Genomic DNA, 15,698 nt, shown 5'->3' on the forward strand with positions numbered 1-15,698 from the left:
CGCTTCAAGTTCGGCTCTTACCGTCGGCGCTATGACCGACGAAATCACACCAACCACACCTACCACCGAGCCGGCCGTCGCGCCGGCACCCGTTACACCCATTGCGCCTGTTCCCAAACGCCGGCACGGCACTGGCGTCGTGATCGGCGCCGGGATCGTTGGCGGGATCTTCGGCGCCCTGTTCACCGCGGGCGCGGCAGTGCTCATCCTGGCCCTTGGATTCGGGCCGCCCCCGCCGCCGCAGTTCGGACCCCCAGGGGCGTCGCAGTTCGGGTTCCCGCCGCCAGGTGGGCCGGGCGGCCCCGGGGGCGGTGGACCGATGAAGGGTGGCCTGGGCATGGGTCCGATGGGCCCAGGACCCCATGGGCTGCCGGGCGGGCCGCCTCCGCTGGGCATGGGGCCGGGCGGACCTCCTTTGGGCATGGGACCGGGCGGACCCGGTGGCCCGGGCGGACCCGGCGGACCGCCGCCACAGGGCCAACCGTCGGCTTCACCGTCGCAGGCGCCGAGCCCGTCGCCGACCCCTTCGAGGTAGCGACCCCCGACACGAGCGTGCGCGCAATGCCGCGAGCAGCGGCGTGTCGCTGCACAGGCACGCACGTTCGCGGAGGGGATGCGGGGGGCTATTGAGTCAGCGCGGGCGGGGCGCCCGGCGAGCCGTCCACCGGCTGGCGGGCTATCGCCTCGGCCTTGGCCACCGCCTGGGCGATCGCTGGATCGGTCTCCGTGGAGAACCAGTCAGCCACTTCGGCGTCGTCATCGGCGGCGGCATGCTTCGGCACGTCATCGACCGGGGACGGCTGGAACCGGAATACTCCATCCTCGCCCGGGGCCCCCAGCAGCCTGGTGAACCCCTGCAGCGCCGCGCTGAAGTCGCTCGGCACCACCCACACCTTGTTGGCGTCCCCGCGCGCCATCTCCGGCAGCGTCTGTAGGTACTGGTAGGCCAGCATCTCCGGGGTGGGTCTACCGGCCTTGATCGCGGCGAACGTCTTCTCGATGGCCTTGGCCTGCCCCTGCGCTCGCAGGTAGGCCGCGGCGCGCTCACCCTGCGCACGCAACATGCGGGACTGGCGCTCGGCCTCGGCGCCCAGAATGGCCGCCTGCTTGGCGCCCTCGGCGGCCAGGATCTGGGCCTGCTTCTGGCCTTCGGCCTGTTTGATCTGCGCCTCGCGGGTGCCCTCGGCGGTCAGGATCATCGCCCGTTTCTCCCGGTCGGCCTTCATCTGCTTTTCCATGGAGGCCTGAATTGACGGCGGCGGGTCGATGCTGCGCAGCTCCACCCGGGCCACCCGTAGGCCCCAGCGGCCCGTCGCCTCGTCGAGCACCCCGCGCAACTGGCCGTTGATCTGGTCGCGGGAGGTCAGGGTCTGCTCCAGCGTCATGCCGCCCACGACGTTGCGCAGGGTGGTCGTGGTCAGCTGCTCGACGCCGACGATGTAGTTGCTGATTTCATAGACCGCCGCCTGCGGCACCGTGACCTGGAAGTAGACGACGGTGTCGATATTGAGCGTCAGGTTGTCCTCGGTGATGACGGGTTGCGGCGGGAAGGAAACCACCCGCTCGCGCAGGTCCACCCGGGCTCGGACCCGATCGATGAACGGCACCAACAACGTCAGTTGCCCGCTGACGGTGCGGCTGTAGCGACCCAACCGCTCGATCACCGCGGCCTCGGCCTGGGGGATCAGCGCAATCGACTTGGCGACCACGACAATCGTGAAGATCACCAGGACGGCGAAAAACAGCAGAACAAAAACCGTACCGCTATCGTGCACAGGGGTTCCTTTCTCGCAGCGCTAGATGTCTCTGAAGACCACCGCAGTGGCGCCATCGATGTGCATGACGGTGACCGACTCGCCCGGTTCGTAGACCTCGTCGTCGTTTAGCGGACGCGCCGTCCACACCTGGCCGTCAAGCTTCACCTGACCGTGGTGGCTTTCCACCCGATCCAGTACCAGCGCTTTTTTGCCCTCCAGCGCTTTGATGCCCGTCTGCACGGACTTGGGGGCCAACCGCCGCCGCAGCGCGGGGCGAACCAGCACGACCAGCAGCACCGAGACGACCAGGAACACCGCCCCGTCACCAAGGATCGGCCAATCCGTAAGCCAGGCGGTGAGCGAGGCAGCCGCCGAGCCGCCGGCCAGCATCAGCAGGAACATATCGCCCGTTAGCGCCTCCGCGGCCGCGAGGGCCAGCGCGAAGATTAGCCAGCTCAGCGCGATCGGCATGCCGACAGGATACGCGTGATCCGCCTTCGCGGCGGCGAGCAATTACACTGCGAGATCATGTGGTGCCCGAGTGTGTCGCTGTCGGTGTGGGCCAACGCCTGGCTCGCGGGAAAAGCCGCGCCCGACGACGTTTTGGACGCGTTATCGCTTTGGGCCCCAACGCAATCGGTGATGGCGTATGATGCCGTCGCCGCGGGCCACACCGGGCTACCGTGGCCCGACGTCCATGACGCCGGAACGGTCTCGCTGTTGCAGACCCTGCGCGCGGCGGCCGGCCCATTCCGGACGGCCGGGGCGATCAACGTCGTGCTGCCGGTGGCTGGTGACGTGCGCGGGCTGGCCCCGGGCACACAGTTTCAGCGCGACGCGCTGGCCGCCGGGGAAGCGGTCATCGTCGCCGGTCCGGACACGGCCATCGGCTTGGTGCCTGAGTTCTCCTACGGCGAGCTGGAGGACGACGATGAACCCCCTGAGTTGTGTGCGCTGTCCTGGACGGTGTACTCGCTGCCGGGCGCGCCCGCCTTCGACCACCACGAGCTGGGCGACGCCGAATACGCGCTGCGGTCGGCGGTGCGCTCAGCAGCCGATGCCTTCAGCACCATCGGCCTGGGATCAGCCGCCAGCGATATCGCCGACCCGCGGGGCCTGGTCGAACAGATGCTGGAATCCTCACGGCAACACCGGGTTCCCGATCATGCTCCGACGCGCGCAGTGCGGGTGTTGGAAAACGCGGCGCACGTGGAGGCGATCATCGCGGTCAGTTCCGGGCTGAGTCGCCTGCCCGATACTGCGCCGCACGCGGCCGGCACTCCTGCCGGTGACGCACTGCGGCCATTGACCGCGGTCGTGCGTTCGGCGCGGATGGCCGCAGTCACCGCTATCCTGCACTCGGCTTGGGCCAAATAGCGTTTCTTATCGCAGGTTTCGGCGCTCTATACCGATCCGGGCGGCACGGCCAGGGGCGGATACTCACAGCGACTGTGCTCACGCAATTTCGCGCGCCGCGCAGTGCGGCGGACCACACGGCTCGCCGTTTACGCTGGCCAGACAGCCCGGCACCGGATCGGGCCCGCTGACTCGCAGAGGCGCACGGCCATAACGTAATTCGTCGACCAGATCGGCGCCCAGCCGGGCGAATCGTCGATCAGCGTTGGGTGTAGCGGCCCGGGCGAATGCCACGCCGGCCGCTTCCGCCTGCAGGCGCAACTCGTGGTCGAGATCCCACACGACCTCGATGTGGTCGGCGACAAACCCGATGGGACAGACGATTACGGCACCGGCCTGCACGTCCGCGAGATGGTCTGCGACGTCGGGCTCCAGCCACCGAACCTGCGGTGGGCCCGAGCGCGACTGCCAGACGAGATCGTACTCGGAGTATCCGGCGGCCGCCGCGACTAGCCTTGCGGCATAACCGACTTGGCGGCTGTACAGATGCGGGCCGCAGCGCCGGTCGGCGGCCACCGGAACCGAGTGCGCGGTGAAGACCAATCGCGCGTCCTTGGGCACGGTCTCGGCGGCCGCGGTGATGGCATCGGCGAACATCTCGACGAACAGTGGATGGTCAAAGTACGGGCGCAATTTGGTGAGTTCTGGCGCGTCGGGGCCCGCCGCCCGCCGCGCCCTGGCGATATCCTCGACATACTGTGTGCAACCGGAGTACCCGCTCCACGCCGACGTTGTGAAGACCGCCGCACGGCGAATGCCGCTGTCTCGCATGCCCGCAACGGTATCCTCGACGAAAGGTGCCCAGTTCCGGTTGCCGAAGTAGACGGGCAGGCCTTGTTCGGCCTCGAGCTCGCCGATCAGCGCGCGGTTGATCCCGTTGATCGGGGACACGCCACCGAAGTGCATATAGTGCTCGGCGACGTCGTCGAGGCGTTCCGGTGGCACTCCTCGGCCGCGGGTGACGTTGTCCAGGAACGGCCGTACCTGCTCAGGTCCTTCCGGGCCGCCGAAGGACAGCAGCAGAAGGGCGTCGAATTCCATTGCGTTCTACAGCAATTGGGTGGCCGCGCCGCCGTCGGCGAAGATGATCGTGCCGGTGGTCGCCGGCAGCCACTCGGACAGCAGCGCGCACACCGTCTTGGCGACCGGCGTGGGGTCCTTCATGTTCCAGCCGAGCGGGGCGCGCTGGTCCCAGCCCTCCTCGAGCAGTTGGATCTGTGCGCCCGCCTCGTCGCCGAGCGCGCCGCCCACGATCGCACTCATCGCCAATGTTCGGATCGGTCCCGCCGCAACGAGATTCGAGCGCACACCATACTTGCCCGCCTCGCGTGCCACGAACCGGTTCACCGACTCCAGCGCGCTCTTGGCGACCGTCATCCAGTTGTAGGCCGGCATCGCGCGCGTCGGGTCGAAGTCCATGCCCACGATGCCGCCGCCGGGGTTCATGATCGGTAGCAGCGCCTTGGCCAGCGAGGCGTACGAATACGCGGAGATGTGGATGCCCTTGGCGACGTCCTCATACGGCGCGTCGAAGAACGGATTGATGCCCATCCCGCTTTGCGGCATGAAACCGATCGAGTGCACCACGCCGTCGAGCTTGTTGCCCTCGCCGATCACCTCGATCACCCGGTCGGCGAGCGTGGCGAGATGCTTTTCGTTCTGCACGTCGAGCTCGAGCAGCGGGGCCTGCTCTGGCAACCGGTCGGCGATGCGCTGGATCAGGCGCAGCCGGTCAAACCCGGTCAGCACGAGTTGGGCGCCCTGCTCCTGCGCCACCCGGGCGATGTGGAACGCGATCGAAGAGTCGGTGATGATCCCGCTGACCAGGATCCGTTTTCCTGCGAGCAGTCCTGCCATTAAATGTCCGTTTCTCTTCTTTGGCCTAGTGGCCCATACCGGCGCCGCCGTCGACCGGGATCACCGCGCCCGAAATATATGAGGCGTCCTCGGACGCCAGGAAGCTGACGACACCGGCGACCTCTTCGACTTTGCCGATGCGGCCCAACGGAATTGCCTGCTGTGCCATTTCCTGGTACTTGGGTTCCATGGCCTGCGTCATCTCGGTGTCGATGAAACCGGGGGCCACGACATTGGCGGTGATCGAGCGCGACCCCAGTTCACGGGTCAGCGACCGGGCCATCCCCACAAGGCCGGCCTTCGAGGCGGCGTAGTTCGCCTGGCCGGGCAGGCCGGTCAACCCGACTACCGAGCCCATGAAGATGTAGCGTCCGAACCGCTTCTTGATCATGTTGCGCGACGCCCGCTTGGCCACGCGAAAGACACCGGTCAAGTTGGCGTCGATGACTTTCTGGAACTGCTCCTCGCTCATCCGCATGATCAGCATGTCCGAGGTCACACCGGCGTTGGCCACCAGAACCTCCACCGGGCCCTGCTGTTCTTCGACGGTTTTGAACGCGGCGTCGATGGCGTCGTAGTCGGTGACGTCGCATTCGACGCCCAACAGCCCATCAGGCGCGCCGGATGACCGGTGCGTCACCGCCACCTTGTGGCCGTCCGCGGCCAGGCGGCGCGCCACCGCCAGGCCGATCCCCCGGTTTCCCCCGGTGACCAGCACTGATCGGGACACGAATGCGGGCTTGACGGCCTCGGCGGCCGCGTCTGCAGCTGTGTCAGTCACCCCGCCAACCTATCGCCTCGCGCTGGCGACGCGGCAATCGGCTCGCGGCGAGCGTCACGCGACTCGGCATATCGGCCCGCCGCGGGCGTATCGCCACTGCGCTTTTCAGCCGGGCGGGTTCACGGTGGCGATACGCTCGCGACGGCACGGCTAGGCCCCTCGGCGCGCTCGGGCCTCCGCGACCCGCTGAACGATGTCGTTCGGATGGTCTTCGGCAACGACCGCACCACGAGCCATCCGTAGCGCCACTTCGCCCCATGCAGGGCCGAGGCGGAATAGCCGGCGATGATGCCGCGACCGCGTGAACGAAGCCAGCAGGCCTTCGCGCGCACGATGGGCGTCAGCTCGGCAGCCCTCGGTACGTACACGTCCTGATGCAGCGCGAAGTACCGACTGCGCAGCTGATAGGGGGTCAGTTTGCCCGCAGCGAGGGCAACGCTGCCCCGAAAGGGGTCTGTCATGACGGGAAGTGTGCCGATGCCCACCGACAGTCCGCGCGAGCGTATCGCCACTGTGCTTTTCGGTCGCGATTTTCGCGGTGGCGATACGCTCGCGATCGCTCGGCTAGGCCCCTCGCGATCAAAGCCGCGGGCGAGAGCTAGGCGGGCAGGCGGCGATTGATCAGCAGCGCGGCCAGCGCGGCGAGCGCCAGCACCAGGGAACCCAGCCGCAGCCAGCCCACACTCGCGTCGCCCTTGATGGTCTCGTAGCCGATCTGCTCCTGCAGCGACGCGTAGACGCCCTTGAGTTCCTCCAAACTCGCGGCGTTGTACGCATTTCCGCCGGAGATCGACGCAACCTTACGGAGCGTCTCGTCGTCGACGGGCACGGGCTGGCGCTGGTTATTGATCTCGACGAAGCCATACGGCGTGCCGAAGGAGATCGTCGAGATCGGCACGCCCTGGTCCTTGGCGGTGCGCGCGGCGGTGAAGGCGCCCCGCGGATTGTCCGGATTGGTCGGCATCGTCTCCTTGCCGTCGGAGAACAACACGATGCGCGCCGGCGGCGGACTGTCGCCGCCGCCGATCACCGCGCCGACGGTGGCGATCGCCTGCAGGGCGGTGAGGATGGCCTCGCCGGTGGCGGTGCGGTCCTCGAATTGCAGCTTTTCCAGCGCCACCTTGGTCGCTTCGCGGTTGGTCGTCGGTGACACCAACACCGTCGCGGTGCCGCCGAACGCGATCAGCCCGAGGTTGATGCCCGGCGTCAGCTCGCCGGCGAACTCCTTGGCGGCCTCCTGCGCGGCGGCCATCCGGTTGGGCTCGACGTCGGTGGAGCGCATCGACTGCGAAACGTCGATCACCAGCATCACCACCGCCCGGTTGCGGGGAATGCGGACGTCGTTCGTGGGCCCCGCCATCGCGATCGTGAACACCAGCAACGCCACCACCAGCAGCGCCGCCGGCACGTGGCGCCACTGGGTGGGGCGCTTGGGGGCGACGCTTTCCAGCAGCTCCGTATTGGCGAACCGCAGCATGCGCCGGTGCCGCGCGAGCTGGAACGCAACGTAGAGGGCGACGAGCGCCAACACGACGACAAGGAATAGGAAGAACCACGAGTGTGCGAAGCCAGACAGCGACATCGGCCCAAGCAAGGGCAACGTCATATCACCGGCGTCCGTCCAGCGCGCCGCGCCGGCGGGACGCGACGAACCGGACGATGTCTCCAATCCAATCCCGGTCGGTGCGAAGCGTCAGGACCGGCGCGCCGCAACCGCGAATGGTGCGCGCCACGTCGGCGCGGTGCGCCGCTGCCGCCTTGGCGAAGTCGTCGCGCAGCTGCGCGTCGATGGTGAACTCACGGGTGACCCCGGTTTCGGCATCCTGCAGGACGACATCGCCGATGGCGGGCAGTTCGACGTCACGGGGATCGAGCACCTCGATGCAGAGCATCTCGTGGCGAGCCGCGATCGCGCGCAACGGACGCATCCAGTTGATCGGGCCCAGGAAGTCGCTGATGATCACCGCCATCCCACGACGACGCTCGGGTCGACGCAGCGCGTCGATGGCCACCGCCAGGTCCCCGCGCACGCCGACGGGCGCCTTGGGCGTGGTCGCGATGGTCCGCAGCATCGTCTGCAGGTGCTGGCGACCGGAGCGGGCCGGCACCCGAGTCGTGTTGGCGCCGTTGGAGATCAGGGCACCCAGACGATTACCGCCGCCGCTGTTGAGGAACGAGATGGCGGCCGCGGCCGCCACCGCAAGATCGCGCTTCTCGCACCCCACGGTGCCGAAGTCCAGGCTGGCCGACATGTCGATCACCAGCCAGGTCTCCAGTTCCCGGTCGGCGATCATCTGCCGCACGTGCGGGGTGGTGGTGCGCGCGGTGACCGACCAGTCCATCCGCCGGACGTCGTCGCCGGGCTGGTAGATCCGCGACTCCCCGGGCTCGCTGCCCGGACCCGGAATCAGGCCCAGGTGATCGCCGTGCAGAACACCGTCCAGCTTGCGCCGGACGGTCAGCTCGAGCGTCTTCAGTGCCGCGGTCAGCTTGGGATCGTTGATGTCCCCGCGCAGCATCGACGGCGGAGGAATGACGTGCGGCCCGGCCGCTTCCTTGGGCACCTTCCCAGTCACACGACCCGGAATGCTCATCGACCGCCGGCTGCGGCAGTCTGCATCACCGGCGGCACCGAATGACCTTGCTGCGGAACGGCATTCACCTGCGGCAGCGCCACCGTCTGTAGCACCCTGTTGATGACGATTTCGGGCGAGATCTCATCGGCGAGCGCGTCATAGGTGAGCACCAGCCGGTGCCGTAACACGTCCGGGATGACCTCGATGACGTCCTGCGGAATGACGTAGTCGCGTCCGCGGACCAGGGCCAGCGCGCGGGACGCGGCGACGATACCCAGCGAGGCACGCGGCGAGGCGCCGAACGCGACCCAGGTCTTAACGTCGTTCATGCCCAGCTGCTCGGGGTGGCGGGTCGAGGTGACGACGCGGACCACGTAGTCGAGCAGGGCGTGGTGGACGAAGTTGTTGGCGGCGATGTCCTGCAGCCGCTGCAGGTCGCCGGTGTTGAGGACCTGCTTGGCCACCGGCGGCTTGACCCCCATCCGGTAGATGATCTCCCGCTCTTCCTCCGGCGACGGGTAGCCCACGTTGATCTTGAACAGGAAGCGGTCACGCTGGGCTTCCGGCAGCGGGTACACACCCTCCTGCTCGATCGGGTTCTGCGTCGCCATCACCAGGAACGGGTTGGGCAGCGGGAAGGTCTTGCCGCCGATGGACACGTGCCGCTCGGCCATGACCTCGAGCAGCGCGGACTGGACCTTGGCCGGCGCCCGGTTGATCTCGTCGGCGAGCAGGAAGTTGACCACCACGGGGCCCAGCTCGGTGTCGAACTCCTCCTTACCCTGCCGGTAGATGCGAGTACCGACGATGTCGGTGGGCACCAGGTCGGGCGTGAACTGAATACGCGCGAACGTCCCGCCGACCACGCGGGCGAAGGTCTCGACGGCCAGGGTCTTGGCCACGCCGGGCACGCCTTCGAGCAGCACATGCCCCTTGGCCAGCAGCCCGACCAGCATGCGCTCCACCAACTGGTCCTGGCCGACGATGATCCGCTTGACCTCGAAGATGGCCCGCTCCAGGGTGTGGACCTCGGCGGCCAACCCGTCGGCACCGCCCAACGGCGCCTCGTGCGCACCCGGTCCTGGTTGCCCAACCGGGCCCTGATAACCACCGGCGCCCGGGGGCGGCCCACCTGCTTGTGTCATCACTAACCTTTCACAGCTCAAAAGGACACGACTACCAGCACGACACTTGTCGTGGGGCAGCGACGTGCCCGCGTCCAACTATTCCAGGCGTCTCGGAATCCGTCGACGCGCCGGGACAGTACCCGATGCTCTCAGTACTCGATGATCCTAGTCAGGAACGGTGTCATGCCGGGTTTGCGCACCGGACTCACTGTGACTTTGCCGGCGCTGCCGGACGCCTCCAGCATCTGCCCGTTACCCAGGTACATGGTGACGTGCTGGCTGCCGTTCGGACCGTAAAAGATGAGGTCGCCGCGCCTGGCCTGGTCCTGGGGAATGTGGCGGCCGAAGTTGTACTGGTCACCGGAAAACCGGGGGATCAGCACGCCGACCCCGGCGAAGGCGTACCGCATAAGGCCCGAGCAGTCGAAGCCGTTGATGTTGGCGCCGTCGCCGACGCCCTTACTGGGCCCCTGCAGCGTGCCGCCGCCCCAGGAATACGGCACCCCCATCTGCGAACCGGCCCGCTGAATCACGTACTCGATGGCCTGCCGGCCGTTCGCCCGCGGAATCCGGCTGGGACTGGTGTTGCCGGGATCGGCGGCGGGGGCGTTGCCGCCGAGGTTGATGCCGAGCCCACCGAGGAATTGCCTGCCCAGATCCAGCGTCGTCTGGGTGGCCTGAGCAGTGGCCTGCAACGAAGCGTTGGCGACGGAGAGCGGGTCGCCGGGAGCGCCCGCGCTGGCGGCGGCCGGCAGCGTTGGATCCCACTGCCCGGGGTCGGCCGTGGCCGCAGGCGCGACAGACAACATCAGCCCGGTCACCAGTGCGGTGATCCAGGCTAGGTTGGCTACACGAAAGTGCTTGCGGCGCATGGGAATCCTCATTACCACTCGATATAGCGGACCACGTAGGGCGTCATGCCGCTGGTGCGCACCGGCGCGACGCGCACCTTCAAACCGATATCGGGGGCTTCGAGCATCTGACCGTCACCCAGATAGAGCGTCACGTGCTGGCTGCCGCCGGGGCCGTAGAAGATGACGTCGCCGCGGCGCATCTGCGAGGACGGAATCTTGCGGCCCAGGTTGTATTGCGAACCCGAGTAGTGCGGCAGCTTGATGCCGACGCCGGCGAACGAGTACAAGACCAGCCCCGAACAGTCGAAGCCGGTGATGCTGGCCCCGGAGTCGATCCCTTTGCTGGGGCCCGCGGCGTTGCCACCGCCCCAGGAGTAAGGCACCCCGAGCTGCGACATGCCCCGCCGGATCACGTATTCGGTGGCCTGCCGGCCATATACCCGCGGAATCCGGCCCTGGGTGGAACCCGCGGGTGCATTGGTGATGCCGGTGTCGTCGGGCTTGAGAATGCCCAGCGACTGCAGAAAGCCCTTCCCCATGCTGGCGGTGACCTGCGTCGACGTCGCCGAGATGCCGAGCACCTGGTTGATCACCGCGATCGGGTCACCGGGGACGTTGGCGCTGGGCACCATGGGCAGCGTCGGATCCCAACCGTCCCACTTGCGCCCTCCGGGCGGCTGCGCGCCCGCCGGCGCTCCGGGATCCCACCGGTCCCCGGCCTGAGGCGCGCCCTGACCGCCTGATCCCGTGGACCAGGTGCGCGCGGCCGCGAGCCGGGCCGCATCGAGTCTGGCCTGGGCCGCATCCCGTTCGGCGGCTAGGCGGTTGACCTCCGCGCGCTGCTCGTCGAACTTGCTCTTGGACTGGGTGAGCGCCGCGACCGCGGCATCCTGGCTGGCTTGCGCGTCGGCGGCGGCCTTGTCCGCCTTCTGCTTGGCCAGTCGCGCCGCCGACTCCTGGTTCACCTGCTCGGTCCGAGCCCGCTGCAGGTTGGCCATCACCGCATCGGAACTGGCGGTGAGGGTTCGGGCGGCGGTGGCAGTGGCGATGATCTCGTCGGGGCTGGTCGCGCTCAGGTAGCTGCCCGAGGGGCCATTCATATAGGTCGCCGCCGCGAACGTGTCGAACTTTCGTTGCGCCGCGGCGATGGCCGCGTTAGCGTCCCGGACCCGGTTCTGGCTGGCCTCGAGGTCGTGGTCGGCCGCGGCGACGTTGTCTCGCGCGGTCTCGACGTCGACCATCGCCTTGTTGACGCTTTCCTGCTCCGCCTGAATTTCGGCGCTCAGGTTCTCCAGCCGCTGGTTGGCCCTGGCGACGTCGCCGATCAGTGTGGCCATGGTGTCGGCGCCTGGTTCGGCGGCGCCCAGTCCGGGCGCGCACATCAGCATGGCCATGCTCAGGACCGCCGGGATGACGGGCCGCATCAGCCGTGCGGCCGGCCCGTAAGCAGAGCCGCGGCGGGTCCGTCTCATTCGACTCAGGTCTCCTATGGCTCAACTCGGACGGACGGCTGACGTGTGGCCAAAGCCCCAGTTTTCACCGCAAGGCATCAAACACATCACAAGCATCATCTGCACCGTACGTCACACGTGACGCCATTGAAACGCGCGCCCGAAACTGCACTCTGGAAGTGCGTTTAATGTGACCGAACAGTGACCTGCCGTGTTTGCCGCAAACGACGGTGCGGCCGGCCGGAGTGGCTAGATAGCCTGGTCGGATTCCTCTGCCGGGGTGTCAGTGGTGTCCGCTGACGTTGCTGATCGGCGGCTCAGCGTCTGCAGGAAACGCGTGCCGACGGCGGCCGCGAGAACCCCGATCAGCAAAACAATGGTCAGCCCGGTCCACGGAAACTCGGGAGTGCTCAGCTCACCCAAGAAGTTATTTGCCGACAGGACCGCGTTGCCCGTCTTGGCATGGTCTTCACCGGCTTCCAGCGTGACGCGCGGGTAGTGCCCGCTGTAACTGCCGACGAAGTTCGGGCTGAGCGCCAGCACGGTGGCGTTGGGGTAGTCGGCGCCCACCACGGTGGCGATGTCGCGCATGGGCGTGTCAGTCGGCGGGTTGTGGTCAAGCAGCACGATCTTGAGGGTGATGCCTTCGCCGCGGGCGTGGTTGACCACGTCGAGCAGCCCGGGCGTCGCCGCCGGCGGCGCACTAACGCCGGTCGCGGCGACCTGAGCCTTGACGGCATTCATGTCGACGTCTGCCGGAATGTAGAGCGGCAGCGATTGCCCGGTCATACAGGCACCGTACGCGACGTCGCCGAGTTCGGCGGTGCCCCAGGGCCTTCCCCACCGCTGCCCGGGCGACAAGACTGACACTGCGGGTGCCCACTATTGCAGGACAAGCGTACTGTTAAAATGGCTTGCGCATTCGAAGCACCGCCGACACGGCCCGTCGGCGGCAGAACTTAATCCTGGGAGTTGATGTGAGTAGCAAAGATCCTGTGAACTCGTTCGGAGCCCGCGACACCCTCGAGGTGGGCGCGGACAGCTACCAGATCTACCGCCTGGATGCCGTTCCCAACACCGAGAAACTCCCCTACAGCCTCAAAGTCCTGGCCGAGAACCTACTGCGGAACGAGGACGGCAGCAACATCACCAAAGACCACATCGAGGCCATCGCGAACTGGGATCCCGAGGCAGACCCCAGCATCGAGATTCAGTACACGCCAGCGCGCGTCGTCATGCAGGACTTCACCGGCGTGCCCTGCATCGTCGACCTGGCCACCATGCGCGAGGCCGTCGGCGACCTGGGCGGCAACCCGGACAAGGTCAACCCCCTGGCGCCGGCCGACCTGGTGATCGACCACTCCGTGATCGCTGACCTGTTCGGCACCGCGGACGCATTCGAGCGCAATGTGGAGATCGAGTACGAGCGCAACGGCGAGCGCTACCAGTTCCTGCGCTGGGGGCAGGGCGCGTTCGACGACTTCAAGGTGGTGCCGCCGGGCACCGGCATCGTGCACCAGGTCAACATCGAGTACCTGGCCAGTGTCGTGATGTCCCGCGCCAACGCGGAAGGAACGCTGCTCGCCTACCCCGACACCTGTGTGGGCACCGACAGCCACACCACCATGGTCAACGGCCTGGGCGTCTTGGGCTGGGGCGTCGGCGGTATCGAGGCGGAAGCCGCCATGCTCGGTCAGCCGGTGTCCATGCTGATCCCGCGGGTCGTCGGGTTCAAGCTGACCGGCGAGATCCAGGCCGGCGTCACGGCCACCGACGTCGTGCTGACCGTCACCGAGATGCTGCGCAAGCACGGCGTGGTGGGCAAGTTCGTCGAGTTCTACGGCGAGGGCGTCGCCGAGGTCCCGTTGGCCAACCGCGCGACCCTGGGCAACATGAGCCCCGAATTCGGTTCTACCGCAGCCATTTTCCCGATCGACCAAGAGACCATCGACTACCTGAAGTTCACCGGCCGCAAGCCGGAGCAGGTGGCGCTGGTCGAGGCCTACGCCAAAGAGCAGGGTTTGTGGCACAACCCCGAACACGAGCCGGCCTTCTCGGAGTACCTCGAGCTCGATCTGTCCGAGGTGGTGCCGTCGATCGCCGGCCCCAAGCGCCCGCAGGACCGCATCGCGTTGTCGAAGGCCAAAGCCACGTTCCGCGAACAGATTCCGAATTACGTCGACGGCCAGGACGGCAAGCAGCAATACTCGAAGCTCGACGAGGTCGTCGAGGAGACGTTCCCGGCCAGCGACCCCGGGTCGCCCTCCAACGGCCACGCCGATGATGTTCCCCAAGTCCAATCGGCTGCCGAGCACGCCAAGGGCCGGGCGAGCAACCCGGTGCGGGTGAAGTCCGACGAGCGTGGCGAATTCGTGCTCGACCACGGCGCGGTGGTGATCGCGGCGGTCACGTCGTGCACCAACACGTCCAACCCAGAGGTGATGCTGGGCGCGGCGCTGCTGGCCCGCAACGCCGTCGAAAAGGGCCTTGCGTCCAAGCCGTGGGTGAAGACCACGATGGCGCCGGGATCGCAGGTGGTCAACGACTACTACGACAAGGCCGGCGTGTGGCCCTACCTGGAGAAGCTCGGCTTCTACCTGGTGGGTTACGGCTGCACCACCTGCATCGGAAATTCCGGTCCGCTGCCCGAGGAGATCTCGAAGGCGGTGAACGACAACGACCTCACGGTAACCGCCGTGTTGTCCGGCAACCGCAACTTCGAAGGCCGTATCAACCCGGATGTCAAGATGAACTACCTGGCATCGCCGCCGCTGGTGGTCGCCTACGCGCTGGCCGGCACGATGGACTTCGACTTCGACAAGCAGCCATTGGGTCAAGACAAAGACGGCAAAGACGTTTTCCTCAAAGACATCTGGCCGTCGCAGAAGGACGTCTCAGACACCATCGCCTCGGCGATCAACCAGGAGATGTTCGTCCGCAACTACGCCGACGTGTTCAAAGGCGACGAGCGCTGGCGCAACCTGCCCACGCCAAGCGGCAACACTTTTGAATGGAGCGCGGACTCGACGTACGTGCGCAAGCCACCGTACTTCGAGGGCATGCCTGCCGAGCCCGAACCGGTCGCCGACATCACCGGCGCTCGGGTGCTTGCGCTGCTGGGCGATTCGGTGACCACCGACCACATCTCCCCCGCCAGCAGCATCAAGCCGGGCACACCGGCGGCGCAGTACCTCGACGAGCACGGCGTGGACCGCAAGGACTACAACTCCTTCGGGTCCCGGCGTGGCAACCACGAGGTGATGATTCGCGGCACGTTCGCCAACATCCGGCTTCGTAATCTGCTGCTGGACGATGTCTCGGGCGGGTACACCCGCGACTTCACCGAAGATGGCGGCCCGCAGGCGTTCATCTACGACGCGGCGCAAAACTATGCGGCACAAGATATTCCGCTCGTGGTGCTCGGCGGTAAGGAGTACGGGTCCGGGTCCTCCCGCGACTGGGCGGCCAAGGGCACGCGGCTGCTGGGCGTGCGCGCGGTGATCGCCGAGTCGTTCGAGCGCATCCACCGCTCCAACCTGATCGGCATGGGCGTCATCCCATTGCAGTTCCCAGAGGGCAAGACGGCCCAAGAGCTGGGGCTGGACGGCACCGAGGTCTTCGAGATCACCGGAATCGAAGAGCTCAACAACGGCAAGACGCCAAAGACGGTGCACGTCAAGGCCACTAAGGACGGGTCGGACGCCGTCGAGTTCGACGCGGTGGTGCGCATCGACACCCCCGGCGAAGCCGACTATTACCGCAACGGCGGCATCCTGCAGTACGTGCTACGTAACATGCTGAAGTCCTAACCTGGCGACCCACGCCCTGGCATGCCAAGAGTCAGCGAGGACCATCTGGCGGCTCGCCGTCGCCAGATCC

14 protein-coding genes and 1 pseudogene are annotated in these 15,698 nt (G+C 67.1%); 3 read left to right on the forward strand and 12 right to left on the reverse strand.

Annotated elements, in window-relative coordinates:
• Positions 1 to 31: 31 nt before the first annotated feature.
• A complete protein-coding gene (locus JO236_RS16290; RefSeq protein WP_293332332.1) occupies positions 32 to 535 on the forward strand; it encodes a hypothetical protein in 504 nt (167 codons plus the stop codon).
• Positions 536 to 623: 88 nt separating this feature from the next.
• On the opposite strand, the gene JO236_RS16295 is transcribed toward JO236_RS16290, so the two are convergent.
• Both JO236_RS16295 and JO236_RS16300 read right to left on the reverse strand, forming a co-directional pair.
• Complete coding sequence (locus JO236_RS16295; RefSeq protein ID WP_416362267.1) at positions 624 to 1,775, reverse strand: SPFH domain-containing protein; 1,152 nt, start codon at positions 1,773 to 1,775, stop codon at positions 624 to 626.
• Positions 1,776 to 1,796: 21 nt separating this feature from the next.
• The gene (locus tag JO236_RS16300) at positions 1,797 to 2,228 is read right to left on the reverse strand and encodes an NfeD family protein (protein ID WP_293332335.1); all 432 of its coding nucleotides are present in this window, start codon (positions 2,226 to 2,228) and stop codon (positions 1,797 to 1,799) included.
• Positions 2,229 to 2,285: 57 nt separating this feature from the next.
• Between JO236_RS16300 and JO236_RS16305 the strand changes: the two genes are divergently transcribed.
• Positions 2,286 to 3,134: a hypothetical protein gene (locus JO236_RS16305; protein WP_293332338.1), complete on the forward strand. Its 849-nt coding sequence runs from the start codon at positions 2,286 to 2,288 to the stop codon at positions 3,132 to 3,134.
• A 78-nt stretch (positions 3,135 to 3,212) separates the two neighbouring features.
• Here JO236_RS16305 and JO236_RS16310 read toward each other — a convergent pair whose 3' ends face one another.
• The 10 genes and pseudogenes from JO236_RS16310 to JO236_RS16355 all read right to left on the reverse strand — a co-directional run bounded on the left by JO236_RS16310 (position 3,213) and on the right by JO236_RS16355 (position 12,608).
• Complete coding sequence (locus tag JO236_RS16310; protein WP_293332341.1) at positions 3,213 to 4,214, reverse strand: ferrochelatase; 1,002 nt, start codon at positions 4,212 to 4,214, stop codon at positions 3,213 to 3,215.
• 6 nt (positions 4,215 to 4,220) lie between these two features.
• Positions 4,221 to 5,030, reverse strand: coding sequence for an NADH-dependent enoyl-ACP reductase InhA (inhA, locus tag JO236_RS16315; RefSeq protein WP_293332344.1), 810 nt, complete (start codon positions 5,028 to 5,030; stop codon positions 4,221 to 4,223).
• A gap of 25 nt (positions 5,031 to 5,055) precedes the next feature.
• Positions 5,056 to 5,811 carry a 3-oxoacyl-ACP reductase FabG1 gene (gene fabG1, locus JO236_RS16320; protein WP_293332347.1) on the reverse strand — a complete coding sequence of 252 codons (756 nt, stop codon included), beginning with the start codon at positions 5,809 to 5,811 and terminating at the stop codon, positions 5,056 to 5,058.
• A gap of 245 nt (positions 5,812 to 6,056) precedes the next feature.
• A pseudogene (locus tag JO236_RS16325) lies at positions 6,057 to 6,272 on the reverse strand (hypothetical protein); the annotation flags it as partial.
• A gap of 137 nt (positions 6,273 to 6,409) precedes the next feature.
• On the reverse strand, positions 6,410 to 7,417 hold the full coding sequence (locus tag JO236_RS16330) for a VWA domain-containing protein (protein ID WP_293332350.1): 1,008 nt from the start codon (positions 7,415 to 7,417) through the stop codon (positions 6,410 to 6,412).
• Between the two features lies 1 nt (position 7,418).
• The gene (locus tag JO236_RS16335; RefSeq protein ID WP_293332369.1) at positions 7,419 to 8,330 is read right to left on the reverse strand and encodes a DUF58 domain-containing protein; all 912 of its coding nucleotides are present in this window, start codon (positions 8,328 to 8,330) and stop codon (positions 7,419 to 7,421) included.
• A gap of 71 nt (positions 8,331 to 8,401) precedes the next feature.
• Positions 8,402 to 9,532, reverse strand: a complete 1,131-nt coding sequence (locus JO236_RS16340) for an AAA family ATPase (protein ID WP_293332353.1) — start codon at positions 9,530 to 9,532, stop codon at positions 8,402 to 8,404.
• Between the two features lie 131 nt (positions 9,533 to 9,663).
• Complete coding sequence (gene ripB, locus JO236_RS16345; RefSeq protein WP_293332372.1) at positions 9,664 to 10,386, reverse strand: NlpC/P60 family peptidoglycan endopeptidase RipB; 723 nt, start codon at positions 10,384 to 10,386, stop codon at positions 9,664 to 9,666.
• A gap of 11 nt (positions 10,387 to 10,397) precedes the next feature.
• Positions 10,398 to 11,840 (reverse strand): NlpC/P60 family peptidoglycan endopeptidase RipA, encoded by a 1,443-nt coding sequence (gene ripA, locus JO236_RS16350; protein WP_293332356.1) that lies wholly within the window; start codon positions 11,838 to 11,840, stop codon positions 10,398 to 10,400.
• 228 nt (positions 11,841 to 12,068) lie between these two features.
• Positions 12,069 to 12,608, reverse strand: coding sequence for a DUF6676 family protein (locus tag JO236_RS16355; protein WP_293332360.1), 540 nt, complete (start codon positions 12,606 to 12,608; stop codon positions 12,069 to 12,071).
• A 206-nt stretch (positions 12,609 to 12,814) separates the two neighbouring features.
• Between JO236_RS16355 and JO236_RS16360 the strand changes: the two genes are divergently transcribed.
• Positions 12,815 to 15,628, forward strand: coding sequence for an aconitate hydratase (locus JO236_RS16360; protein ID WP_416362268.1), 2,814 nt, complete (start codon positions 12,815 to 12,817; stop codon positions 15,626 to 15,628).
• Positions 15,629 to 15,698 lie beyond the last annotated feature (70 nt).

Source organism: Mycobacterium sp., from assembly GCF_019247635.1.
Lineage (GTDB): Bacteria > Actinomycetota > Actinomycetes > Mycobacteriales > Mycobacteriaceae > Mycobacterium.

Excerpts from the sequence above, each read along its gene's own strand:
- ripA (WP_293332356.1), bottom strand. The coding sequence starts at position 11,840 with ATGAGACGGACCCGCCGCGGCTCTGCTTACGGGCCGGCCGCACGGCTG.
- JO236_RS16310 (WP_293332341.1), bottom strand. The coding sequence starts at position 4,214 with ATGGAATTCGACGCCCTTCTGCTGCTGTCCTTCGGCGGCCCGGAAGGA.
- JO236_RS16305 (WP_293332338.1), top strand. The coding sequence starts at position 2,286 with ATGTGGTGCCCGAGTGTGTCGCTGTCGGTGTGGGCCAACGCCTGGCTC.
- JO236_RS16340 (WP_293332353.1), bottom strand. The coding sequence starts at position 9,532 with ATGACACAAGCAGGTGGGCCGCCCCCGGGCGCCGGTGGTTATCAGGGC.
- inhA (WP_293332344.1), bottom strand. The coding sequence starts at position 5,030 with ATGGCAGGACTGCTCGCAGGAAAACGGATCCTGGTCAGCGGGATCATC.
- JO236_RS16290 (WP_293332332.1), top strand. The coding sequence starts at position 32 with ATGACCGACGAAATCACACCAACCACACCTACCACCGAGCCGGCCGTC.
- JO236_RS16335 (WP_293332369.1), bottom strand. The coding sequence starts at position 8,330 with ATGCTGCGCGGGGACATCAACGATCCCAAGCTGACCGCGGCACTGAAG.
- ripB (WP_293332372.1), bottom strand. The coding sequence starts at position 10,386 with ATGCGCCGCAAGCACTTTCGTGTAGCCAACCTAGCCTGGATCACCGCA.
- JO236_RS16330 (WP_293332350.1), bottom strand. The coding sequence starts at position 7,417 with ATGACGTTGCCCTTGCTTGGGCCGATGTCGCTGTCTGGCTTCGCACAC.
- JO236_RS16355 (WP_293332360.1), bottom strand. The coding sequence starts at position 12,608 with ATGACCGGGCAATCGCTGCCGCTCTACATTCCGGCAGACGTCGACATG.
- JO236_RS16300 (WP_293332335.1), bottom strand. The coding sequence starts at position 2,228 with ATGCCGATCGCGCTGAGCTGGCTAATCTTCGCGCTGGCCCTCGCGGCC.